Raw genomic sequence first — 22,994 nt, forward strand, 5'->3', positions numbered from 1 at the left:
GTACCCGGCGCCGGTCGCGGGTAACCCGTGGTCACCGCGTGGGCGGGCGCATCCGGAAGTCGTACCGCGCGGGCAGCGGTTCGTCGGAGAGCCGGGCCCACAGCTCGCCGATGGCCTCGGCGCCCTCCCGCAGGTCGGCGACCTCGAACCCGGCGTCGAAGACGGCCCGCGCCGCGTCCGGGCGTCCCTCGGCGAGCAGCAACTCGGCCTCCAGCAGGCGGAACGCGCCCCGCTGCCGGGTGTCCGGGTCCAGCCGTTCCCACACGGCCCGCGCCCCGGCGGCCCGCCCCACCGCGAGCAGCGCCTCGACGGCCTCCCGCGCCAGGGCGGCGGTGACCTCGGCCCGCCCCTCGAAGTCGTCCCGGCACAGGTCGTCGAAGGCCTGCGCGTACCGGTCGGCGGCCCGCTCGGGGTGGCCGTCCACGCGGTCCGCGACGGCGAGGCAGCGCAGGGCCGGCCAGTCGGCGGGGGCGAGGCCGAGGCCCCGCTCCCAGCTGCGCACGGCCTGCGCCCGGTCGCCGGCGTGCCACTGGGCGACCCCCAGGTGGTATTCGGTGAGCGGGGTGGCGGGCGCGGTCTCCAGCATGTCCCGCCAGTGCGGGGCGACGAGGGTCGGCCCGGGCGCTCCGGACCGGCGGGGCTCGGGCAGGGCCCCGGCGCGCAGCAGGTGCAGCCAGGGCGCCTGGGCGTCGCCGAGGGTGCTCTCGTCGAAGGGTGTGCCGGGCAGCTTCCAGCCGCCGCGCAGCACCTCCAGCGCGCCCCAGCCGGAGCCGCGGGCGAGGATCTCGCCGGGACCGGTGTCGGCGTACGGCCGCCAGGCGGCGTACGCGTCGTCGACGGCCCGGCGCGGCAGGGCGGCCTCCAGCCGGTTCTCCGCGGCGCGCAGTACGTCGGTCCACTCGCCGTCGGGCGGGGTGCCGAGCGGCCCGTACGCCTCCAGCCAGGACACCTCGCTCTCCGCCTCCAGGCGGACGTGTTCGAGCTGGGTGCGGGCGAGACCGGCCTGGATCTCGCAGTAGCCGCCGGTGCCGGGCTCGGTGAGCCAGTCCTGCCAGCGCCGTCCGCCGCCGCCGGTGCCCCACACGAAGAGCTTGCGGCCGCGCAGCACGTCGGTGGAGGTCTGCACCAGGCCGTGTCCGTCGGCGCCGACCGCGGCGATCCAGCGGCGCCGGCCGTCGGGCAGGTCGTAGAACCAGTCGGCGGCGTGGGTGCTGTTGAGGGGGTACGTGCGGTCGACGCCGTCGTACGCCGGGACCGGCACCCGGCGCAGCCGCCGCTCGTATCCGAACTGCCAGGCCTGGTCGGCGGGGGCCAGCACCCGGCACTGCTCGGGAACGGCGGTGTTGGACCACCAGTAGACGGGCACGGGCCGCTCGTGCGGGTTGCGCACGCGGACGCCGACGTGCAGGAAGTCGGAGCCGTCCGGCAGCCACAGGTCGACCTGGAAGGGCAGGTCGCGCAGGCGTTCCCACTCCCACAGCCGCAGCATCTCGCCGCCGTCGGGGGCGGGGACGCGGGCGGCGTGCAGGGGTGAGCAGGACAGGGTGGTGTGGCCGGTGGCGCCGATGTTCCATTCGACGCCGCCGGAGAACCAGGCGCCGTTGAGGGCGAAGTTGGCGGGCTGCAGGACGGGGTTGCGGTAGAGGAGTTCGCGGCCCCGGTGCACGAGGGAGACGAGCCGTCCGCCGAGGCCCGGGAGCACGGTGGCGCTCAGCCGGTCGTTCTCGATCACCAGCGCGTCCAGGTCGCGGGGTGAGCGCCGGCGGCCGTAGCCGTCGCGGAGCGGGACGGGCAGCAGGCCGCGCAGCGGCTCGTAGGCGATCTGGCGGGCCATGTCGCGCGGCAGGTCCCGGCGGTCCCGCTCGTCGACGCGGTGCGCCTCGTCGAGGGGCCGCAGCGGGGGCAGCGGGTTGTCGGGACCCGATTCGGCGGCGGGCAGGGTCACTACGGCGCGTCGGATCGTCGTCACGATCACCATGGAACCGGGCGACCGGCCCGCTGCACAGAGGATCTGCCGGTCAGGATTGGGCAAAGGCGTCCCGGCCGCGCGTACGACGATATTCCGTATGCGGTCGACGGTCTGCGACGTAGAGTCGGGGCTTCGAGCGGGAAAGGGGCAGTGGTGAGCGAGCGGCACACCTATCGGGTGATCGTCCGGGGCACGTGGGACGGGCTGACCGCGGAGGCACGGGAGCGGCTGCTGGCCGGGGCCGGTGAGCACGGGCTGACGAGCATGCGGTTCACCGAGGAGGGCTCGCTGACGTACGAGGCGTCACCGCTGAAGCACTTCTCGATGCGTTTCGTCGTGGTGTCGGACGCGGCCGACGGCGAGGAGATGGCGGCGGCGCTCGCGGAGGACCGTGCCGAGTCGGCGCTGCGGGCGCTCGGCTACGGCTTCACGGGCCTGAAGTCGACCGTCACGGACCTCGACACGATGAAGGTCAACCGGAAGCCCGCATCTCGGCGGTGAGCGCCCAGCGTTCGTGGTCGCGCCAGGCCCCGTCGATGAAGAGCATGTTCGGCGAGAAGCCCTCCAGGCGGAACCCCAGGGCCTTGGCGAGGCCGATGGAGGCGGTGTTGCCGGGCTGGACGTTGATCTCCAGGCGGTGCAGCCGCATCGGCCCGAACGCGTACCCCACCACCAGCTCCAGGCCCTCGCGCATCAGCCCGCGCCCGGCGGCGTGCGCGAAGGCGCCGTAGCCGAGGGCGCCGCACTGGAAGCCGGCGCCGACGATGTTGTTGATGTTGATGAACCCGGCGATCGCCCCGGGTCCGTCCGCGCCGTCCTTCTCGCAGACCAGGAAGCCCGCCTTCGCCGGGTCGTCGATGAGCCGGCCGGCGTAGGCGCCGTACGCCTCGAGGGTGTCCGGGGGGAAGAGCCACGGGTGGTGCAGGTCCTTGCTCTCCCGGACGCGCGTGACGAACTCGTCGCCGTCGCGGTGGGTGAAGTGGCGTATCCCCACTCGGGGGCCCTCGGCGAGATAGCGGGAGGTGGCGTGCGGCATTGGAACAGCCTACGCCGGGGTCTTCGGGCTCATGGGACCAGAGTGAGCCCGAAGCCCGCCGTCCGCACGGTGGGGGCCGCCCGCGGGGTGACTCAGCCGCCCGTCACCGGGAGCCGCAGCACGCCGGTGTCGTCCGGCGCGCTCACCACGGTCACCGGCTTCACGCCCCGGTTGCCGAAGTAGGCGCCGTCGCTCGCCGCGATCACGAACCGCAGCCGGTGCCCCTGCGGGTAGCGGTGGACGATCCCCGGCAGGGTGACGGTGAACCGCTCGGTGACGTCCGGCACCCGCACCGGGGCGACCAGCCGGTGCACCAGCGTCTTGGTGCCGTCGGGCGCGACGTCGTACAGCTTGGCGAACAGCACGAGCTTGTCGGCGGCGTCGTCGGAGTTCTGAGTGCGTTCGGCCGCCGGGGAGACGACCTTCAGGGTGACGCGGGGCGCGCCCACGACGGTCAGCGGCCGGGTCAGCGGCTCGCCGGTCCACGCGAGGTGGGTGCCGGGGGTGTCGTACGGCGCCGGGTCGGGCAGTCCGATCAGCCCGGCGAGCGAGCTCTCCGAATGGCTGCTGGGCAGCAGCCAGTTGGTGTAGGTGCGGCTGCCGCGCGTCACCTTCGTCCGGTTGTCCACGAGCTTGCCGTCGCCGGAGAGGTACAGCGTGCTCGTGGGGGCGGGCGGCGCGTCGGCGGTGGCGTAGGTGTCGTCCGGGTCGCTGATCCAGTCGCGGTAGTAGGCGAAGGCCGGTCCGGTGTCGGTGGGCCGGTGGCGCAGGTGGCGGTCGAACCAGGCGAGGACGCGGCGGCCGACGTAGCTGGTCTCCAGGTTGCCCTGACCGAGGTTCAGTTCGCCGGCGGCGGGGTCGGTGAGGCCGCCGCTGTGGCCCCAGGCCTGCCAGATCATCTTGACCGGTGTGCCCTGCGCCTTCAGCGTCCGGTAGGTGGCGGTCGCCTCGTTGAGGTTGAACAGGCTGTCGGCCTGCCCCTGCACCAGGAGGGTCGGCGTCCTGACCCGGTGCAGGTAGGAGGCCGGGGAGACGCTGTGGGCGTAGTCGAGCAGCTGGTCCGTCCGGTCGGCCGGGTAGCGGCCGGAGTTGAGGGTGCGCACCGTCTGGCAGGCCTGGGTGACGAAGTGCAGGCAGGCCAGGGAGTTGATGCGGGACGGGTCGAGGCTGGGCTGGAGCAGCGGCTGGCCCTCGCCCATGAGGTAGAAGCCGTTGGTCCACTGCCATTTGAAGGCGCCCGGCACTCTTCGGGCGCCGACCGCGTTGTTCGGGTCGAGGGAGTAGGCGAGGTCGTTCCAGGTGATCACCGGCACGAGCGCGTCGACGCGCCGGTCGACGGCGGCGGTGGCCAGCTGGACGGCGCCGCCGTAGGAGCCGCCGATCATGCCGACGCGCGGGTCGCCGGCGCCGTCGAGGGTGACGTAGTCGGCGCGGGTGCCGTCGTCGGCGGTGCGCTTCCCGGCGAGGAAGTCGACGAGCTGGGCGGCGGCCCGGCCGTCGGTCTCCGGGTCGTCGAGGGAGATGAGGCAGCCCGACTTGCCGAAGCCGAGCCCGGAGTAGACGAGGGAGACGTATCCGCGCTGGGCGAAGGCCTTGCCGATGGCGTCCGTGGAACCGTCGTCCTTGCTGCCGCCGAAGCCGTTGGTGCCGAGCACTGCGGGGGCGGGGTGGTCGCGGTCGGCACCGGCGGGCCGGTACAGGTCGGCGTCGACGGTGCAGGTGCGGTCGCCGGCCCGGACGGTGAACGTCAGCGGGGTCACCGTGTAAGCAGTGGTCGCGGCGGCGGGAGCGGTGAGGGCGAGCGGTGCGGTCAGGGCCGCGCCGAGCGCGGCGGCGAGGGCGGCACGTGATCTGGGGACACGTCGGGGCACATGGACCTCCACGCTGAGGACAACCCGATACCGACCAGTAGGTACTGGCCGGTAGTCATGCTGTGACACGTGTCAGGGAAGGTCAATCACCCGGACGCGGGTTTCTTGACGGCCACTCAACTGGCCTACGACAAGCGTGTGTTCACTTCAACGCGGGTTCGTCCAGCGTCAAGGTCCCCGCGTCGGCGTCGAGTTCCGCACGCACCCCGAACGGGATCGTCAACGCCCCGGCGCAGTGGCCGAATCCGAACTCCTCCACCACCGGCACCCCGAGCGGGTCGAGCCGTTCGGTGAGCAGGGCGCGCACCCGGTCGTAGGGATCGCACTCCTCCCACGAGCCGAGCAGCACCCCGCGCACCCCGTCGAGCCAGCCGGCCCGCAGGAGCTGGGTGAGATAGCGGTCCAGGCGGTACGCCTCCTCCCCCACGTCCTCCAGGCAGAGCAGCCCTCCGGACGCGCCGGGCCGGGCGTGGGGGTGGCCGAGTTCGGCGGCGAGCAGGCACAGGCAGCCGCCGAGGACGACGCCGCGCGCCCGGCCCGGCAGCAGGGCGCGGCCGTCGGACGCGATGGTGCGGACGGTCTCCGGCGCGAACAGGGTGGCTCTCAGGTGCTCCTGGGCGCGGTCGTTCTTGACGAAGTCGATCCCGGCGGCCATCGGCCCGTGCAGGGTGACCAGGCCCAGCCGGGTGGCGAACGCCTCGTGCAGCGCGGTGACGTCGCTGAAGCCGACCAGGATCTTGGGGCCCGCGGCGCGCAGCGCGTCCCAGTCGAGCAGGTCGGCCATGCGCTGCGCGCCGTAACCGCCGCGGGCGCACAGCACCGCCGCCACCGACGGGTCGCACCAGGCGGCCTGGAAGTCGGCGGCCCGGTCGGCGTCGGTGCCCGCGAGGTAGGGGAACTCGCGGTGCCGGTCGAGGACGTGCGGGGCCACCACCGGGTCGAGGTCCCAGCCGCGCAGCACGTCGAGCCCGGCCTGCAGCCGCTCCTCGGGCACGGGCCCGCTGGGCGCGACGACGGCGACCCGGGCGCCGGGGGCGAGCCGGGGCGGGCGGACGAGTTCCTTCACCTGATCGACTCCGCTTCCGTCACTTGGTCAGCTCCAGCCGGGGCACGCCCGGCGGCGGCCGCAGTCCGAAGACCTGCGCGTAAAGGGACAGTTCCGCCTCCAGGGCGCGGACCATGGTCTCCGTCCTGCGGAACCCGTGCCCCTCGCCCTCGAAGGCGAGGTAGGCGTGCGGCACCCGGCGCCCGTCCAGCCGGGCCAGGAACCGCTCGCACTGCACGGGCGGACAGATCACGTCGTCCAGTCCCTGGAGCAGCAGAAACGGTACGGCAATCCGGTCGGCGCGGGTCACCGGCGAGCGCTCGGCGTACCGTGCGGGCACCTCGGCGAACGGCCCGACCAGGCTCTCCAGATAGCGGGACTCGAAGTCGTGGGTCTCGCCCGACGCCCAGCCGGTGAGGTCGAGGACGGGATAGCTGATCGTGCCGCAGGCGTAGACGTCGCCGGCGGCCAGGGAGGCGGCGGCCGTCCAGCCGCCCGCGCTGCCGCCCCGGATCGCCAGCCGCGCCCGGTCCGCGGTTCCCTCGTCGGCCAGGGCTAGCGCGACGGCCGCGCAGTCCTCGACGTCCACCACCCCCCACTGCTCGCGCAGCTGCTCCCGGTAGGCGCGCCCGTAGCCGCTGGAGCCGCCGTAGTCGACCTCGGCGACGCCGATGCCGCGTGAGGTGAAGTAGGCGATGGCGAGGTCGAGGACGAGCGGGGCGCGGTCGGTGGGCCCGCCGTGCGCCCACACGACGTACGGCGGCAGCTCCTGGGCGGGGGCGGTGCAGACCGGATGGTGCGGCGGGTAGACGCGGGCGTGGATCTCGCGGCCGTCGGGGCCGGTGAAGGTGCGGATCTGCGGCTCGGGGTAGTAGGCGGGGTCGACGGCGTCGTCGTGCGCGGCGGCGACGACCCGGGCGCGGCCGGTCCGGGTGTTCAGCTCGACCACCTCGTAGGCGCTGCGCGGGCTGGCTCCGACGGCGACGACGCGCTCGCCGTGGACGGCGAGGGTGGGCGCGAACTCGGTCCACGGGCCCGCCGCGTCGACGAGTTCGCCGGATTCGGGATCCAGTATGCCGAGTGCGGTCGACCCGCGACCGTGTACCGCGGCGATCAGCCCGTTGTCCAGCGGGGCGAACCAGTGGTGTCCGACCTTCCACAGCGGGCCGCCGAACTCCTCCTCGCGCGGGCACAGGGCGGTCGGCTCGTGGTCGCGGTCCAGGTGCCACCGGTACAGGTTCCACCAGCCCGTACGGTCGCTTGTATACAGAAGACTGCCGTCCGTCGACCAGTCGGCCTGCGCGATGGACTCCTCCGGTCCGCCGGCCACCGTCCGCGCGTCCCGCAGCCGTCCGTCGTCCCCGACGTCGGCGACGAGCAGTTCCGTCCCGTCCCACGGCATCCGCGGATGGTCCCAGCCGAGCCAGGCCACGCGCCGCCCGTCGGGCGCGAGCCGCGGCCCGGTGACGAACCGGTGCCCGCCGTCGCTGAGTTCCCGCACGGCGTCCCGGTCCTCGGCGGCGGAGCCGTCCAGCGGTACGGCGGCGAGCACCCGGCGGACGTCGCCGGACCCCTCGCCGGTGAACTCCTCCAGTACGCACCACACATCGCCGCGGTCGGCCCGCACCAGCGGATCCGCCCAGCGCAGCCCGCCGCCCACCGCCGACACCGGCGTCAGCGGACGCGGGGCGCCGCCGCCGGGCTCGTACCGGTACAGCCGCTGGTCGGCGAAGTGCGCGAACACCACCAGCGGCCGGCCGTCGACGACCGCGCCCGCCCAGGGCCGCCCGCCGTACTCCCACACCCTGCTGCGCACGTTCCACGGCGCGGGCAGCACCGCCTCCTCCCCGCCGTCCGGGAGCCGGCGCACCAGGGCGCGCCGTCCGCCCTCGGCGGGCCGCGGCTCGGTCCACCACACCTCGTCGCCGACGAATCCGACGTACTCGGGACGGCCGTCGTGGGCGGCGGCGACGGCCGCTTCGATCGGCGAGGGCCACGAGCCGTAGGGCAGGGTGTGCACCTGTCTCCCCCGTCCGCCTAGGCCGTCCGCAGGAAGCGGTCGAGGACGCGCACCCCGAAGTGCAGCGCCTCCACCGGCACCCGCTCGTCGACGCCGTGGAACATGGCCTGGTAGTCGTAGCCCTCGGGCAGCTTCAGCGGGGTGAAGCCGTAGCCGGTGATGCCGAGCCGGGAGAACTGCTTGGCGTCGGTGCCGCCCGACATGCAGTACGGCACGACATGGCCCTCCGGCGCGAACTCCTCGACGGCCGCGCGCAGTCCGGCGTACGTCGCCGAGTCCACCGGCGCCTGGAGGGCGACCTCGTGGTGGTGGAACTCCCAGTCCACGTCCGGCCCGGTGAGCAGGTCCAGGGTGGTGCGGAACTCCTCCTCGCCGCCGGGCAGATACCGCCCGTCGACGTACGCCGCCGCCTCGCCCGGAATGACGTTGATCTTGTAACCGGCGTCCAGCATCGTCGGGTTGGCGCTGTTGCGCACGGTCGCCTCGACCAGCTTGGCGGCCGGCCCGAGCTTCTCCAGCAGCCGGTCCACGTCGCCCAGGTCGGTCTCGATGCCGTAGAGGTCGGCGAGTTCGGTGAGCGCGGCCCGCACGGTCGGGGTGAGCCGCAGCGGCCACTCGTGGGCGCCGATCCGGGTGATCGCGGCGGCCAGCCGGGTGACCGCGTTCTCGCGGTTCACCTTGGAGCCGTGCCCGGCGCGGCCGCGCGCGGTGAGCTTGAGCCAGGCGGTGCCCCGTTCGCCGGCGGCGATGGGGTAGATCTGCCGGCCGGCGCCGTCGTGGAAGGTGAACGCGCCGGACTCGCTGATGCCCTCGGTGCAGCCCTCGAACAGCTCCGGGTGCGTGTCGGCGAGGAACCCGGAGCCGTCCTCGGCGCTGGCCTCCTCGTCGGCGGTGAACGCGATCACGATGTCGCGGCGGGGCCGTACCCCCTCGCGGGACCAGGCCCGGACGACGGCGAGGATCATCGCGTCCATGTTCTTCATGTCGACCGCGCCCCGGCCCCAGACGACCCCGTCGCGGACCTCCCCGGAGAACGGGTGCACACTCCAGTCGGCGGCCTCGGCCGGGACGACGTCCAGGTGGCCGTGCAGGAGCAGCGCGTCGGCGGACGGGTCGGTGCCCTCGACGCGGGCGACGACGTTGGTCCGGCCCGGGGTGCGTTCCAGGAGGACGGGGGCGACTCCCGCCTCGGCGAGCCGCGCGGCCGCGTACTCGGCGGCGGGCCGTTCCCGGCAGTCGCCGCCGCCCCGGTTGGTGGTGTCGAGGCGGATGAGGTCGGAGGTGAACCCGACGACCTCGTCCATCGCGAGCCGGTCAGCCATACTGCTCCTCCACGGCGGCCGAGACGACGGTGGTGACCGCCTTGAAGGTGCGGATCGTCTCGTACATGGTCGGACTGGTGTACGCCACCTTGCGTTCCCCGATCCGGTCGACACCCGGCACGACCGTGGCCGCCGACGACAGGTGCTCGGCGTCGAACTCGACGGCGACTGTATACGGTCCACCGACGACCGGATCCCGTCTCCCGGCGAGCGCCACCGCCTGCTTCGCCGCCGCCCGGATGTCGGCGGCGGTCCTGGCCGGCGTCCGGCACACGGCCGCGTACCGCGACACATGGTCCTTCACCGCGACCTTCAGCGCCTCGGGCGCGTACCCGAGCGCGTCCTCGCACGCCACGTCGTCCCCGGTGACCAGCACCACCGGGACGCCGTACTCGGCGACCACGTGAGCGTTGAGCAGGCCCTCGCTGGCCCGGACGTCGTTGAGCCAGACGCCGGTGATGGAGTTGGCGAGATAGGTGTGGGCGAGGACGCCCTCCATGCCGGCGCCCGCGTGGTAGCCGACGAACGCGATGCCGTCGACGTCGCCGTGCTGCACGCCCTCCACCATGGACAGCGCCTTGTGCCGTCCGGTCAGCATCTCGACCCGTTCGTCGAGCTGTTCCAGGAGCAGGTTGCGCATGGTCCAGTGCGCCTCGTTGACCAGCACCTGGTCCGCGCCGCCGTCGAAGAAGCCCAGCGCGGCGGCCTGGACGTCCGAGGTGAACATCGACCGGCACCGCTCCCACTGCGGTGTCCCCGGCAGGACGTCGGCCGGCCAGGTGACGCCGGTGGCGCCCTCCATGTCGGCGCTGATGAGGATCTTCACCATGCTCCCAACTCCGCCGTTCGCGACCGCGGATCTTTGTCCGCCTCACGTTACGCGCGGCCCGGACCGCAGACCAGAACGTGCGCACGCCGGCCGCCGTCGTGGCGCCCGGCGTCCCCGTCCCTCAGGCCGGGACGACCGGCACCCGGTCGTGCCCGCCGAACTCCAGGACCGGGTAGCCCAGTTCGAGGGCCTGGGCGACGATCCAGGCGCTGTCGGCGATGCTCATGCCGGGCAGGAGCGCGGGGAGCCTGCGGGCCAGTTGCAGGGCGGCGGGGACGTCGGTGCGCGGGGTGAAACCGGGCGCGACGCGCTCGACGGCCAGGAGGTCACCGGGCTCCCCGGAGGCGGCGTGCTCCCCGTGCTCCCGCGGGCGCAGGGCCGCCGCGTCGACGGCGAGCACCAGCAGCCGTTCGGGGCCGGGTCCGGCCAGCGGGTAGGCCCACCACAGCACGGCGACGCGGTCGCCGGTGGGCACGGTGAGGCGGGCGCGGCCCGCGGCCGGGTGACGGGACGCGGGGGCTTCGTCCGGCGCGAGTGCGCCCGTGACGGGCAGCAGGTCGATCGCCGGGCGGCCGAGCGCGGCCTCCTCGGCGGCGCCGAAGAGCCGTCGCGCGCCGCCGCTCCAGTGGGACACCAGTCCCTCGCGGTCGACGACCGCCACGGCGAGCGGAACACGTCCTGGCGCGGCCGGGTCCGTGACCGCGATCGTCCCGGCCTCGTGGCCGCCAGGCGCCCCGGCCCCCCGGTCGGTGCCATGATCCATGGCCCAGGCCCTCTCTCCCCACGGCTGCGGATGATCTGTGTCCCCGGTTCACCACCGTACGGCGACGGCCGCCGGTAAGGGGAGCCGACACGGGAATTGCCGTCACCGGCCGCGCCCGCCCGCATCCGCCCGCACCGGCCGCGCGGCCCACACCGGCGCGTACGCCCGCGCGGCGGCGGCGCCGCGGGCCGGTTCGTCAGTCCTCGTGCCCGAGCAGGAGATCGCGTTCCGTGCGCCCGCCGCCCGCCACCTGGAGCACGGTGGCCACGGGCGGGTAGCCGGCCGCGATGACGGTGTACTCGCCGGAGGACAGGTCGACGAAGCGGAAGGTGCCGTCGACGCCGGTGGTCATGGTGTCGACGACGTTGCCCGCCGCGTCCAGCAGCGTGACCCGCGCGTCCTCGACGGGCCGTCCGCCACCGGCCCGCACGGTGCCGCGCAGTACGGCGCCGCCCGCGAGTTCGATGTCCTGGCGGGTCTCGCGGGAGGCCTGGACGGTGACGGGGAGCGCGGCCGGGCGGAACGCGGGGGCGCTGGCGGCGAGGGTGTACTCGCCGGCGACCAGGTCGGTGATGACGTATCCGCCCTCGCGTCCGCTGCGGGTGCTGGCGACGACCTCGCCGTGGACGTTGGTGAGGGTCACGGTGGCGTCGCGCACCGGGGTGCCGTCGGCGGTGACGACCGTGCCCGCGAGGCGTCCGGCGCCGCCGAGGACGACGTCCAGCTCGACGGGTCGCTCGCCGACGGTCACGGAGACGGCCTGCGGCTGGTGGCCGCCCGCGGCGGCGATCAGCACGTACGCGCCGGAGCCCGGGGTGGCCAGCGCGTACCGCCCGTCGTCGCCGCTGGCGCCCCGCCCGATCTGCTGTCCGGCGACGTCGATGAGGGTGAGCGCCGCGCGGGGGACGACGGTCCCGTCGGGGTGCTGCACCGTGCCGCAGACCGGGATGCCCGCGGCGTACGGCGTGCGGGCCTGCGGGATCGGGGCGGGCGCCGGCGCGGGCACCGGCGTCTCCGGGGCGGTGGTGGGGGCGTTGTGGGACACCAGGGGTTTCTCCTTGAGGAAGAAGGCGATGAGCAGGCCGAGGACGAGCACCGGCACGAGGTGGAGGAAGATCCTCGGCATGGCGTCGGCGTAGGCCTGGATGTAGCCGTCGCGCAGCTCCGGGGGGAGCGCGTGGACCAGTTCGGGAGTCAGGGCCTCCGGGTCCGGGAGTTCGGCGCTCGTCCGCGCGGGGAGGTGGTCGCCGAGGGAGTCGGTGAGCCGGTCGGCGAAGAGGGTGCCGAAGATCGCGGCGCCGACGCTGCCGCCGATCTGCCGGAAGTAGTTGTTGGCGCTGGTGGCGGTGCCGAGGTCGGCGGGGCGCACGGAGTTCTGCACGGCGAGGATCAGCACCGGCATCACCAGGCCGATGCCGGCGCCGAGGACGGCCATCCAGACGCTGTAGTGCAGGCGGGGGGTGTCGGTCTCCAGGCGGGAGAGCAGCCACATGCCGACGGCGGACAGGAGGCTGCCGAGGACGGGGTAGATCTTGTACCGGCCGGTGTGGCTGATGAGCTGCCCGGAGACGATGGAGGCGCCGACGATGCCGCCGGTCATCGGCAGCATGAGCAGTCCGGACTCGGTGGCGCTGGCCCCGTCCACCATCTGCAGGTAGGTCGGCAGATAGCTCGCGGCGCCGAACAGGGCGACGCCGACGACGAGGCCGACCAGGCCGGTGATGTTGAAGACGGAGTCCCTGAACAGCCGCAGCGGGATGAGGGGTTCGGCGGCGAAGCGCTCGGCGACGAGGAAGAGGAGGGTGGCGGCGACTGCGCCCGCGCCGAGGCCGAGGATGACGCGCGAGTCCCAGGCGTACTCGGTGCCGCCCCAACTGGTCAGCAGGACCAGGCAGGTGGAGGCGGCGGCGAGCAGGGTCGCGCCGAGGACGTCGAGGCGGGCCTTGGCGGCGGGCTTGGGCAGTTCGAGGACGACGGCGACGACGGCCATGGTGACCAGGCCGAAGGGCACGTTGACGTAGAAGCACCAGCGCCAGGAGAGGTGGTCGGTGAAGTAGCCGCCGAGCAGTGGTCCCGCCACCGAGGCGAGTCCGAAGGCGGCGCCGATCAGTCCCATGAACCGGCCGCGCTGCCGGGGCGGCACGATGTCCGCGATGATCGCCTGTACGCCGATCATCAGTCCGCCCGCGCCGACGCCCTGCACCGCGCGGTAGGCGATCAGCTGGTCCATGGTCTGGGCGCGGCCGGCGAGCGCGGAGCCGGCGACGAAGACGACGATGGCGAACTGGAAGACGCCCTTGCGGCCGAGGAGGTCGCCGAGTTTGCCGTAGACCGGCAGGCCGACGGTGGCGGTGAGCAGGTAGGCGGTGATCGTCCAGGACATCTTGTCCAGGCCGTGCAGCTCGCCGACGATCCGGGGCAGCGCGGTGGCGACGATCATCTGCTCCAGGGCGGCGAGGAGCAAGGCCAGCATCAGCGCGAAGAAGACCAGCCGCACCCGGCGGGGGCCGAGCCCGGCGGCCGGGGCGGCGGGGGACGCGGGGAGCCGCGGGGGCGCGGCCGCCACCGGTTCGTCCTGTACCAGAGTGCTCCCGCCCACGTGCCGCTCCCCTCGTCGCACTGCCACACAATTGCCGCTTAAAGCGACAACTACGAGCAAGCGCGACGAGTTACGGCGTAAAGCCGGTCGACAGCAAGGACCACTCGATCCGGTGAGGGCATCAACGCCCTTGGGAGCGTGGGTTCTTGGCTACTTCTCGACCTCGGCGGCGAGCCTGGCGAGCACCGCGTCGTAGATCCGGCCGAGACCCTTGGGGGCGAAGGTCTTCTCGAAGAAGCCGCCGATGCCGCCGGCGCCGTTCCACACGGTGGTCACGACGACCCGGGCCTTGCCCTCGCCGGCGGGGGTGACGCGCCAGGTGGTGACCATGGAGGAGTTGCGGTCCTTCTCGACCAGCTCGCCCTCGGTGGGCTCGCTGACCTCGAGGAGGCAGTCGCGCACGCGCTTGCTGGTGGCCTGGAGCTTCCAGTGGACGAGGGTGCCCTCGCCGTCGCCGCCCTCGCGCACCTCGTACTCGCTGAAGTGCTCGGGCAGCAGCTTCGCGCGCGTGCCGCCGTAGTCGGCGAGGGTGTCGAACACCGTCTCCGGGTCCGCCGCGACGACCCGCTCGGTAGTGGCCTCGACCTGCGCCATTGCGTTCCTCCAGCACCTGGGTTCTCGGGGTTGGGGCAAGCCAACCACCCCGGCACCCGGCCGCCAAATCGGGGGTCCGGGCCCGTCCGCACGATCATGGGAACAGATGTTCTATTCTGAGGCCGAGCACTACCGAGGAGGCGTCATGCGCTGGGAGAACCTCTCCGCCGAGCCCGACGACCACGGCCGGACCGACCCCGCGCTGTTCGGCGCGGACGCGGTGATCACTCGTACGTTCGACTCCCCGGAGTTCCGCGGCATCACCTTCCACGAGGTGCGGGCCCGCTCGATCCTCAACCGGGTGCCCGGCGCCTCCCGCATGCCGTTCGAGTGGACGGTCAACCCCTACCGGGGCTGCACGCACGCGTGCGTCTACTGTTTCGCCCGCAAGACGCACAGTTACCTGGACCTCGACACCGGCCTCGGCTTCGACTCGCAGATCGTGGTCAAGGTGAACGCGCCGGAACTGCTGCGCCGCCAGCTCGGCTCGCGCCGCTGGCAGGGCGAGCACATCGCGATGGGCACCAACGTCGACTGCTACCAGCGCGCGGAGGGCCGCTACCGGCTGATGCCCGGCATCATCGCCGCCCTGCGCGACCACGCGAACCCCTTCTCGATCCTGACCAAGGGCACGCTGATCCTGCGCGACCTGGACCTGCTGACCGACGCCGCGCGGGTGACGGACGTCGGCATCTCCGTCTCGGTCGGCTTCACCGACACCGAACTGTGGCGCACCGTGGAGCCGGGCACCCCGGCACCCGAGCGGCGCCTGGACGTCGTACGGACCCTCGGGGAGCACGGGATCGGCTGCGGGGTGCTGATGGCGCCGGTGATCCCGTTCCTGAGCGACCACCCGGCCCAACTGCGCGCCACGGTGCGGGCGATCGCGGCCTCCGGGGCCACCTCCGTCACCCCGCTGACGCTGCACCTGCGGCCCGGCGCGCGGGAGTGGTTCACGGCCTGGCTGGAGCGCGAGCATCCGCATCTGGTGCGCCGGTACGAGCGGCTGTACGCGGACGGCGCCTACGCCCCGAAGTGGTACCAGCGCCGGATCACGCGTCAGGTGCACGAACTCGCCCAGGAGTACGGCATCGGACCGGCCCGCGCGGGGATGCCGCGGCGGATCCGGGAGCCCGAGCCGGCCCCGCCGGCGGTGCCGGAGCCGACCCAACTCTCGCTCATCTGAGAGGCATTCGAGGGCATCCAGCGACCCAATCGGGTCAAGCATGGTCAGAACATGTTCTTTCGGGTGCGCTCCCCGGGACGATGCGGCGAGGACCGTGATCCTCGCGGCCCCCCAGCCCTCCGTCCCGGGAGGACCCCATGCACTCCTTGAGAACACGCGCGGCCGTGCTCTGCGGCGCCGCCGTCGCCCTGGCCGGAACGGTCACGGCCGCTCCCGCGCAGGCGAGCGCGCCCCGCGCGGACACCGCTCCCGCCACCGAGCTCACCTGGATCAAGTGCGGCACCAAGAAGTATCCGGCGCTCCAGTGCGCGTCCCTGAAGGTGCCGCTCGACCACACGAAGCCGCGCGGGCGGCAGATCACCCTGGCGCTGTCCCGGGTGCCGCACACCGCGCAGACGTACCAGGGGCCGCTCCTGGTCAACCCCGGCGGGCCCGGCGGCAGCGGCCTCACCCTCGCCGGGTTCGTCGCCTCCACGCTGCCCGAGGAGGTCGCCGCCCAGTACGACGTGATCGGCTTCGATCCGCGCGGGGTCGGCAAGAGCGAGCCCGCACTGGACTGCCGGCCGGGGTACTTCACCCCGGCGCGGCCCGACTCGGTGCCGGGCACGCCCGCCGTGGAGCGGGCCAACCTGACGCGCGCGAAGGCGTTCGCCGAGGCCTGCGGCGAGAAGCACGCCGACCTGCTGCCGCACATCGACACGGTCAGCACCGCGCGGGACATGGACCGCATCCGCCGGGCCCTGGGCGCCCGGCGGATCAACTACTTCGGCTACTCGTACGGCACCTACCTCGGCGCCGTCTACGCCAAGCTCCACCCGCATCGGGTGCGCCGCGCGGTCCTCGACTCGGTCGTCGACCCGGCCGGCGTCTGGTACGAGGCGAACCTCGCCCAGGACGTCGCCTTCGACGAGCGCCACCGCGCGTTCATGGCGTGGGTCGCCCGGCACCACGACACCTACGGGCTCGGCACGGACCCGGAGCAGGTGGAGGCCGCCTGGTACGCGATGCGGGCGGAGCTGGCGAGGCAGCCGGCGGGCGGCAGGGTCGGTCCGGCCGAACTGGAGGACACCTTCCTGCCCGGCGCCTACTACAACGGCTACTGGCCGTACCTCGCCGAGGCCTTCTCCGCGTATGCCGTCGACAAGGACACGGAACCGCTCGTCGAGGTGTACGAGGACTACGGCGCGGTGGACGCGGCCGGCGACAACAACTACGGCGTCTACACCGCGGTGCAGTGCCGGGACGCCAGGTGGCCGCGCGACTGGGAGCGGTGGCGCGCGGACAACTGGGAGGTGTTCGCGAAGGCGCCGTTCATGACCTGGAACAACGCCTGGTACAACGCGCCGTGCGCGTTCTGGCCGACCCGGAGCCGGCACCCGCTGCCCGTGGGCAACCGCCAGCTGCCGCCCGTGCTGCTGTTCCAGGCGACCGGGGACGCGGCCACCCCGTACCGGGGCGCCGAGCGGGTCCACCGGCTGCTGCGCGGCTCCAGCCTGGTCGTCGAGGAGGGCGGCGGCAACCACGGCGTCACGCTGAGCGGCAACGCGTGCCTGGACGGGCACCTGACGGCGTATCTGAGGGACGGCACGGTGCCGCGCGGCGACGGCGGCGTGGACGCGGTGTGCGCGGCGCAGCCGGATCCGGAGCCGCTGAGCGGGAAGTCGGTCGCCCCGACGCGGGGGGCGAACCTGCACGGCCTGCTCGGCTTCCGCGACTGACGGGACCGGCCGAACCGACCGGCCGAACCGACCAGGCGGCCCGTCGGGGGCGTTGTCAGACCCGTGGTCCACCATGGACCCATGACCGAGCTGACCAGGATCCCCGCCCCCGACGGCGTCGCCCCCGCCGCGCAGTACTCCCATGTCGTGATGGGCACCGGCCGTTTCGTGGCGATATCGGGCCAGCTGCCGCTCGACGAGTCCGGCGCCCTGGTCGGCCGGGACGACCCGTCCGCCCAGGCCCACCAGGTCTTCGCCAACCTGCGCCGCTGCCTGACCGCGGCGGGCGCCACGTGGGACGACGTCGTCAAGCTCACCTACTACGTCACCGACGTCTCCCACCTGCCGGCGATCCGCGCCGCCCGCGCCGCCCACCTCGCCGACGACCGGCTCCCCGCCGCCTCCGCCGTCCAGGTCGCCGCCCTGGTCCGCCCCGAGTTCCTGATGGAGATCGAGGCGTTCGCGGTGGTCGCGCCGTAAGGGCCGCGCGGGCGGCGGACGACCCGCGCGGACGGGCTGGACCGGCCGCCGGTTCAGCGCTGTCTCGGGATGCGCGCCAGGGCCCGTACCGCCGCCTCCGCCAGGGTCGGGTGGGCCAGCGCCTCGTTGAGGACGGTCCGGGCGCGGGGGTCGGCCAGGGTGCCGAGGCCCTCCACGCAGGCGAGGGCGACGCGACGGTAGGGGTCGTGGGGGCGCAGCCGGCGTTGCAGGGTGGTGATGAGGGCGGGGACGGATTCCGGGGCCCGCAGTTCCACCAGCAGGCGGACCGGGTGCAGGGCGTAGGCCACGCGCAGTTCGTTGGTGGCGAGGGCGGCCGCCGCGCGGGCCGTGCGGGGATCGCCGAGGCGGGCGAGGGCGTGCGCGGCGGCGGCGCAGCGGGGCGGGTCCCGGTGGTTGAGGAGCAGGACCAGGGCTTCGAAGGCGCGGCGGTCGCCGCCGAGGCCGAGCCGGAACGCGGCGAGTTCCCTGGCCCACAGCGGCTGTCCGGGGGCCGTCAGGACCTCCGCCAGTTCGTCCTGGTCCTCGGTCGCCAGCAGATGCTCGTACGCCGCCGAGGCTCCCGACTCCTGCCGTAAGCGCTCGGTGAGCGCTCGTGACGCTTCGTCCCTCACATCCATGAGGTGAGGGTAGGGGTGATCGGCCCGGCGAGGGACCTACATCACAAAGACGGGGGGCTGGCGCGCTCGTTACCCGCAAGTTAAGCTCAGACGAGCGAGTTACCCACTCGCCACCCCCTCTCGACGGTCTGGTGACGCGGCCGCCGGGAGGAGCAGTCGGTTCGGTACGTCTCTCGTACCTGGTACGACTCGGCCACGGGACAGGGCCGGTCGGTTCACCGCCGCTCGGCGGACGTGTGCGCGTCCGCTTCGACCGGCACCGGGCGTGTGCGCTCGCAGCCCGGACAACACCCGCATCTCCGCACGCACCCGGTGCGCCCCTCGGCGCACCCGGGCGTGTTTCCCGTCGTCACCCTCATTTCTGGAGTCCCGCGATGGCCGCTCCCCTGTCCGACAGTTCTTCCCTGTCCCCGCTCCGGACCGTCGCCGTCGTCGGCCTCGGCACCATGGGCACCGGCATCGCCGAGGTGCTCGCCAAGGCCGGCCGCACGGTCGTCGGCATCGACGTCAGCGAGGCCCAGGCCGCGCGCTGCGTCGCCACCCTGGAGGCCTCCACCGCCCGCGCCGTGGAGCGCGGCAAGCTCACCGAGCAGGAGCGCGCCGACGCTCTCGCCCGGGTCCGCACCGCCACCGACCTGCGGGCCGCGGCCGAGGCCGACCTCGTCATCGAGGTGGCTCCGGAGTCGTACGAGATCAAGCAGCAGATCTTCCGGGAGCTCGACGGCGTCGTGCAGCCCGAGACGATCCTCGCGACCGGCACCAACGCCCTCTCCGTGACCCGGCTGGCCGCCGAGTCGGCCCGCCCGGAGCGCGTCCTCGGCCTGCACTTCTTCAACCCGGCGCCGGCGATGAAGCTGGTCGAGGTGGTCTCCTCGGTGCTGACCGCGCCGACGGTCGTCACCGCGGTCACCCAGCTCGCGTACGAGCTCGGCAAGGAGCCCGTCGCGGTCGGCGACCGTCCCGGCTTCGTCGCCGACGGCCTGCTGTTCGGCTACCTGAACCAGGCCGCCGCGATGTACGAGGCGAAGTACGCCTCCCGCGAGGACATAGACGCCGCGATGCGGCTGGGCTGCGGCCTGCCCATGGGCCCGCTCGCGCTGCTCGACCTGATCGGCATCGACACCGCCCGCACGGTCCTGGACGCGATGTACACCGAGTCCGGCGACCGTCTGCACGCCCCCGCGCCGATCCTCAAGCAGCTCAGCGAGGCGGGCCTGACCGGCCGCAAGGCGGGCCGCGGCTTCTACACCTACGAGGCGCCGGGCAGCGCCGGCGTCGTGCGGGACGCGCTGACCCCGCTCTCCGGCGACCTGCAGACCCCCGGCCGCCCGGTCCGCTCGGTCGGCGTGGCCGGCTCCGGCACGATGGCGTCCGGCATCGCCGAGGTGTTCGCCAAGGCCGGCTACGAGGTGGTCCTCGCCGCCCGCAGCGAGGAGAAGGCCGAGACCGCCAAGGCCCGCATCGGCAAGTCCCTGGCGCGGTCCGTCGACAAGGGCCGGATGACCGCGGAGGCGGCCGCCGAGACCCTGGGGCGGATCACCCCGGCGGGCTCCTACGACGCCTTCGCGGACGTCGACCTGGCCGTGGAGGCGGTCGCCGAGGACCTGGAGGTCAAGCGGCAGCTGTTCGCCACGCTGGACAAGGTCTGCAAGCCGGGCGCGGTCCTCGCCACCACCACCTCCTCGCTGCCCGTCGTCGCCTGCGCCCGCGCCACCTCGCGCCCGCAGGACGTGATCGGCATGCACTTCTTCAACCCGGCCCCGGCGATGAAGCTGGTCGAGGTCGTCCGCACGGTGCTGACGTCCGACGACGTGCACGCGACGGTCCGCGAGGTCTGCGGGAAGATCCGCAAGCACGCCGTGGACTGCGGCGACCGCGCCGGGTTCATCGTGAACGCGCTGCTGTTCCCGTACCTGAACAACGCGATCAAGATGGTCCAGGACCACTACGCCTCGCTGGACGACATCGACGCCGCGATGAAGCTGGGCGGCGGCTACCCGATGGGCCCCTTCGAGCTGCTGGACGTCGTCGGACTGGACGTCTCGCTGGCCATCGAGCGGGTCCTGCACCGCGAATTCCGCGACCCGGGGCTCGCGCCCGCGCCGCTCCTCGAGCACCTGGTGGCCGCGGGCTGCCTCGGCCGCAAGACCGGCCGCGGCTTCCGCGAATATGCCCGGCGCTGAGCGGCCCGGCGACTGGTTCCGGGCGGGCGCCGAGTGGGGCGGACTGCTCGAGCCGGGGCGGCTCGTCCACCCCGGCGCCTCCCGGACTCCCCCGCCCTCCGCGGGCGGGGGAAACCCCGGACCTGCGCAAAAGGCCGCGCGGATGCAGTACGTTCGGGTCATGTCCCAGCCCGCCAAGTCCTCCCGTACACCAGCCACGCCCGACGCGCCGGAAAGTGCCGCAGGCAGTCGCGCCGCCGCCCAGCGGCTGAAAATGCGCCGAGAACTGGCGGCCGCGGCGATGGAGCTGTTCGCGACCAAGGGGTACGAGGCGACCACCGTCGACGAGATCGCGGCCGCGGCCGGGGTCGCCCGCCGCACCTTCTTCCGCCACTTCCGCTCCAAGGAAGAGGCGATCTTCCCGGACCACGACGACACCCTGATCCGCGCCGAGGCCGTGCTCAACGCGGCCCCCGCGCACGAGCATCCGCTCGACACGGTGTGCCGTGGCATCAAGGAAGTGATGAAGATGTACGCGGCCCGGCCGGAGATCTCGGTCGCCCGCTACAAGCTCACGCGCGAGGTGCCCACCCTGCGCGAGGCGGAGATCGCGTCGGTGGCCCGCTACGAACGCCTCTTCACCCGCTATCTCCTCGGCCACTTCGACGAGCACGCCCACGACGACGACGCCAACGACGACCCGCTGCTGGCGGAGGTCGCCGCGTCCGCCGTGGTCACCGCCCACAACCACGTGCTGCGGCGCTGGCTGCGGGCCGGCGGCCAGGGCGACGTGGAGTCCCAGCTCGACCACGCCTTCGCGATCGTCCGCAAGACCTTCGGCACCGGGATCATGGCGGGCCGCACGACCGCCCCGAGGCCGCCCGCGGCGACGGCGTCCGCGCAGGGCGAGGTGCTGGTGACGGTGGCCCGCACGGACGCCCCGCTCGACGAGGTCATGCGCACCATCGAGGAGGCGTTGAAGGAGCGCTGACCGGCCCACGCCGATGTGACAACGGCCACCCCGCGGCCACCCCACGGGGTGGCCGTTTTGGCATGTCAGAGGCCCTTTTCCACCGGCTTTCAAGCGGCATTCGATCGATCATCGCTCATTTGTAACGTAAAGATTTCATCTGGGCGCAAGTTCTGGCACCCAGTGCCTTGTCACGTGACACGGCGTGCCATACGTTGATGTTGTCCGGGCGGTCCGGAGCACACCGATCCACCGTGCGACGACTGTCCCCGCGAGCCCCGAGGCCCGCGCGCCCGGACGCCTGCGTCACAGGCACCCTCCCGCGCCACAAAGCGCTGCCGAAGCACCATCACCGCCGAACCGACGGCACCCACCCTCACCCCTCAGCAGCACCGACGTAACCCTCAGCGCCCCTCCCTCAGGGCGCACATCGCCGGAGGCAACACCGTGACCGTGAAGGACATCCTGGACGCGATCCAGTCGCCCGAATCCACCTCGGCCGACTTCGCCGCTCTGCCGCTGCCCGAGTCGTACCGGGCCATCACCGTCCACAAGGACGAGACGGAGATGTTCGCGGGCCTCGCCACCCGCGACAAGGACCCCCGCAAGTCGCTGCACCTGGACGAGGTGCCGCTGCCCGAGCTGGGCCCGGGCGAGGCCCTGGTGGCCGTCATGGCCTCCTCGGTCAACTACAACTCCGTGTGGACCTCGATCTTCGAGCCGCTGTCCACCTTCGGGTTCCTGGAGCGCTACGGCCGCACCAACGAGCTGGCCAAGCGCCACGACCTGCCGTACCACATCATCGGCTCCGACCTCGCGGGCGTCGTGCTGCGCACCGGCCCCGGCGTCAACGCCTGGCAGCCGGGCGACGAGGTCGTCGCGCACTGCCTGTCCGTCGAGCTGGAGTCCAGCGACGGCCACAACGACACCATGCTCGACCCCGAGCAGCGCATCTGGGGCTTCGAGACCAACTTCGGCGGCCTCGCCGAGATCGCGCTCGTGAAGTCCAACCAGCTGATGCCGAAGCCCGACCACCTCAGCTGGGAGGAGGCCGCGGCCCCCGGCCTGGTGAACTCCACCGCCTACCGCCAGCTGGTCTCCCGCAACGGCGCCGGCATGAAGCAGGGCGACAACGTCCTGATCTGGGGCGCGAGCGGCGGCCTCGGCTCGTACGCCACCCAGTTCGCCCTGGCCGGCGGCGCCAACCCGATCTGTGTCGTCTCCAGCGAGCAGAAGGCGGACATCTGCCGCTCGATGGGCGCCGAGGCGATCATCGACCGCAGCGCCGAGGGCTACAAGTTCTGGAAGGACGAGCGCACCCAGGACCCGAAGGAGTGGAAGCGCTTCGGCAAGCGCATCCGCGAACTCACCGGCGGCGAGGACATCGACATCGTCTTCGAGCACCCGGGCCGCGAGACCTTCGGCGCGTCCGTCTACGTCACCCGCAAGGGCGGCACCATCACCACCTGCGCCTCGACCTCGGGCTACATGCACGAGTACGACAACCGCTACCTGTGGATGTCGCTGAAGCGGATCATCGGCTCGCACTTCGCGAACTACCGCGAGGCCTGGGAGGCCAACCGCCTCATCGCCAAGGGCAAGATCCACCCGACGCTGTCGAAGGTGTACTCCCTGGAGGAGACCGGCCAGGCCGCCCACGACGTCCACCGCAACGCGCACCAGGGCAAGGTCGGCGTGCTGTGCCTGGCCCCCGAGGAGGGCCTGGGCGTGCGCGACCAGGAGATGCGCGCCAAGCACATCGACGCCATCAACCGCTTCCGCAACATCTGAG

General features: G+C 73.1%; 17 protein-coding genes and 1 pseudogene. 7 read left to right on the forward strand and 11 right to left on the reverse strand.

What is annotated here, in order from left to right:
• Positions 1-31 precede the first annotated feature (31 nt).
• Positions 32-1,978, reverse strand: a complete 1,947-nt coding sequence (locus ACSU6L_RS06695) for a DUF5107 domain-containing protein (protein ID WP_437054502.1) — start codon at positions 1,976-1,978, stop codon at positions 32-34.
• 144 nt (positions 1,979-2,122) lie between these two features.
• On the opposite strand from ACSU6L_RS06695, the gene ACSU6L_RS06700 reads away from it, so the two are divergent.
• Positions 2,123-2,470 carry a DUF6204 family protein gene (locus ACSU6L_RS06700; protein WP_437054504.1) on the forward strand — a complete coding sequence of 116 codons (348 nt, stop codon included), beginning with the start codon at positions 2,123-2,125 and terminating at the stop codon, positions 2,468-2,470.
• On the opposite strand, the gene ACSU6L_RS06705 is transcribed toward ACSU6L_RS06700, so the two are convergent.
• The 9 genes and pseudogenes from ACSU6L_RS06705 to ACSU6L_RS06745 all read right to left on the reverse strand — a co-directional run bounded on the left by ACSU6L_RS06705 (position 2,442) and on the right by ACSU6L_RS06745 (position 14,048).
• Positions 2,442-3,005: a GNAT family N-acetyltransferase gene (locus ACSU6L_RS06705; RefSeq protein WP_437054506.1), complete on the reverse strand. Its 564-nt coding sequence runs from the start codon at positions 3,003-3,005 to the stop codon at positions 2,442-2,444. The two genes, ACSU6L_RS06700 and ACSU6L_RS06705, sit on opposite strands and share 29 nt — an antisense overlap.
• 92 nt (positions 3,006-3,097) lie before the next feature.
• A complete protein-coding gene (locus ACSU6L_RS06710; protein WP_437054508.1) occupies positions 3,098-4,876 on the reverse strand; it encodes a CocE/NonD family hydrolase in 1,779 nt (592 codons plus the stop codon).
• A 142-nt stretch (positions 4,877-5,018) separates the two neighbouring features.
• Positions 5,019-5,942 carry a S66 peptidase family protein gene (locus ACSU6L_RS06715; RefSeq protein ID WP_437054510.1) on the reverse strand — a complete coding sequence of 308 codons (924 nt, stop codon included), beginning with the start codon at positions 5,940-5,942 and terminating at the stop codon, positions 5,019-5,021.
• Between the two features lie 19 nt (positions 5,943-5,961).
• Positions 5,962-7,941: a prolyl oligopeptidase family serine peptidase gene (locus tag ACSU6L_RS06720; RefSeq protein WP_437054512.1), complete on the reverse strand. Its 1,980-nt coding sequence runs from the start codon at positions 7,939-7,941 to the stop codon at positions 5,962-5,964.
• A 17-nt stretch (positions 7,942-7,958) separates the two neighbouring features.
• Positions 7,959-9,263: a M20/M25/M40 family metallo-hydrolase gene (locus tag ACSU6L_RS06725; RefSeq protein ID WP_437054514.1), complete on the reverse strand. Its 1,305-nt coding sequence runs from the start codon at positions 9,261-9,263 to the stop codon at positions 7,959-7,961.
• Complete coding sequence (locus ACSU6L_RS06730; RefSeq protein ID WP_437064795.1) at positions 9,256-10,089, reverse strand: M55 family metallopeptidase; 834 nt, start codon at positions 10,087-10,089, stop codon at positions 9,256-9,258. The genes ACSU6L_RS06725 and ACSU6L_RS06730 overlap by 8 nt, the downstream gene beginning before the upstream one ends.
• 130 nt (positions 10,090-10,219) lie before the next feature.
• A pseudogene (locus ACSU6L_RS06735) lies at positions 10,220-10,855 on the reverse strand (PAS domain-containing protein); the annotation flags it as partial.
• A 196-nt stretch (positions 10,856-11,051) separates the two neighbouring features.
• Positions 11,052-13,454, reverse strand: a complete 2,403-nt coding sequence (locus ACSU6L_RS06740) for an MFS transporter (RefSeq protein WP_437054516.1) — start codon at positions 13,452-13,454, stop codon at positions 11,052-11,054.
• A 150-nt stretch (positions 13,455-13,604) separates the two neighbouring features.
• Positions 13,605-14,048, reverse strand: coding sequence for an SRPBCC family protein (locus ACSU6L_RS06745; protein ID WP_437054518.1), 444 nt, complete (start codon positions 14,046-14,048; stop codon positions 13,605-13,607).
• A gap of 145 nt (positions 14,049-14,193) precedes the next feature.
• Here ACSU6L_RS06745 and ACSU6L_RS06750 point away from each other — a divergent pair, with 145 nt between their 5' ends.
• The 3 genes from ACSU6L_RS06750 (at position 14,194) to ACSU6L_RS06760 (ending at position 17,432) form a co-directional block, all read left to right on the forward strand.
• On the forward strand, positions 14,194-15,234 hold the full coding sequence (locus tag ACSU6L_RS06750) for an Rv2578c family radical SAM protein (protein ID WP_437064796.1): 1,041 nt from the start codon (positions 14,194-14,196) through the stop codon (positions 15,232-15,234).
• Between the two features lie 146 nt (positions 15,235-15,380).
• On the forward strand, positions 15,381-16,952 hold the full coding sequence (locus tag ACSU6L_RS06755) for an alpha/beta hydrolase (RefSeq protein WP_437064798.1): 1,572 nt from the start codon (positions 15,381-15,383) through the stop codon (positions 16,950-16,952).
• A gap of 81 nt (positions 16,953-17,033) precedes the next feature.
• Positions 17,034-17,432 carry a RidA family protein gene (locus ACSU6L_RS06760; RefSeq protein ID WP_437054520.1) on the forward strand — a complete coding sequence of 133 codons (399 nt, stop codon included), beginning with the start codon at positions 17,034-17,036 and terminating at the stop codon, positions 17,430-17,432.
• Positions 17,433-17,485: 53 nt separating this feature from the next.
• Here the strand turns inward: ACSU6L_RS06760 and ACSU6L_RS06765 are convergent, their stop codons facing one another.
• The gene (locus ACSU6L_RS06765; protein ID WP_437054522.1) at positions 17,486-18,070 is read right to left on the reverse strand and encodes an adenylosuccinate lyase; all 585 of its coding nucleotides are present in this window, start codon (positions 18,068-18,070) and stop codon (positions 17,486-17,488) included.
• A 374-nt stretch (positions 18,071-18,444) separates the two neighbouring features.
• On the opposite strand from ACSU6L_RS06765, the gene ACSU6L_RS06770 reads away from it, so the two are divergent.
• From ACSU6L_RS06770 to ccrA, 3 genes are all read left to right on the forward strand, one after another.
• Entirely contained in the window at positions 18,445-20,253 is a 1,809-nt protein-coding gene (locus ACSU6L_RS06770; RefSeq protein ID WP_437054524.1) for a 3-hydroxyacyl-CoA dehydrogenase family protein, read from the forward strand.
• A 160-nt stretch (positions 20,254-20,413) separates the two neighbouring features.
• Positions 20,414-21,223 (forward strand): TetR family transcriptional regulator, encoded by an 810-nt coding sequence (locus ACSU6L_RS06775; RefSeq protein ID WP_437054526.1) that lies wholly within the window; start codon positions 20,414-20,416, stop codon positions 21,221-21,223.
• Between the two features lie 432 nt (positions 21,224-21,655).
• Positions 21,656-22,993 carry a crotonyl-CoA carboxylase/reductase gene (gene ccrA, locus ACSU6L_RS06780; protein ID WP_437064800.1) on the forward strand — a complete coding sequence of 446 codons (1,338 nt, stop codon included), beginning with the start codon at positions 21,656-21,658 and terminating at the stop codon, positions 22,991-22,993.
• Position 22,994: the final 1 nt, after the last annotated feature.

Source organism: Streptomyces sp. enrichment culture, from assembly GCF_964272855.1.
GTDB lineage: Bacteria > Actinomycetota > Actinomycetes > Streptomycetales > Streptomycetaceae > Streptomyces.

What these genes read in the sequence shown, in the direction of transcription:
- ACSU6L_RS06695 (WP_437054502.1), bottom strand. Translation starts at nt 1,978, where the DNA reads ATGGTGATCGTGACGACGATCCGACGCGCCGTAGTGACCCTGCCCGCC.
- ACSU6L_RS06705 (WP_437054506.1), bottom strand. Translation starts at nt 3,005, where the DNA reads ATGCCGCACGCCACCTCCCGCTATCTCGCCGAGGGCCCCCGAGTGGGG.
- ACSU6L_RS06725 (WP_437054514.1), bottom strand. Translation starts at nt 9,263, where the DNA reads ATGGCTGACCGGCTCGCGATGGACGAGGTCGTCGGGTTCACCTCCGAC.
- ACSU6L_RS06745 (WP_437054518.1), bottom strand. Translation starts at nt 14,048, where the DNA reads ATGGCGCAGGTCGAGGCCACTACCGAGCGGGTCGTCGCGGCGGACCCG.
- ACSU6L_RS06750 (WP_437064796.1), top strand. Translation starts at nt 14,194, where the DNA reads ATGCGCTGGGAGAACCTCTCCGCCGAGCCCGACGACCACGGCCGGACC.
- ACSU6L_RS06760 (WP_437054520.1), top strand. Translation starts at nt 17,034, where the DNA reads ATGACCGAGCTGACCAGGATCCCCGCCCCCGACGGCGTCGCCCCCGCC.
- ACSU6L_RS06765 (WP_437054522.1), bottom strand. Translation starts at nt 18,070, where the DNA reads ATGGATGTGAGGGACGAAGCGTCACGAGCGCTCACCGAGCGCTTACGG.
- ACSU6L_RS06770 (WP_437054524.1), top strand. Translation starts at nt 18,445, where the DNA reads ATGGCCGCTCCCCTGTCCGACAGTTCTTCCCTGTCCCCGCTCCGGACC.
- ACSU6L_RS06775 (WP_437054526.1), top strand. Translation starts at nt 20,414, where the DNA reads ATGTCCCAGCCCGCCAAGTCCTCCCGTACACCAGCCACGCCCGACGCG.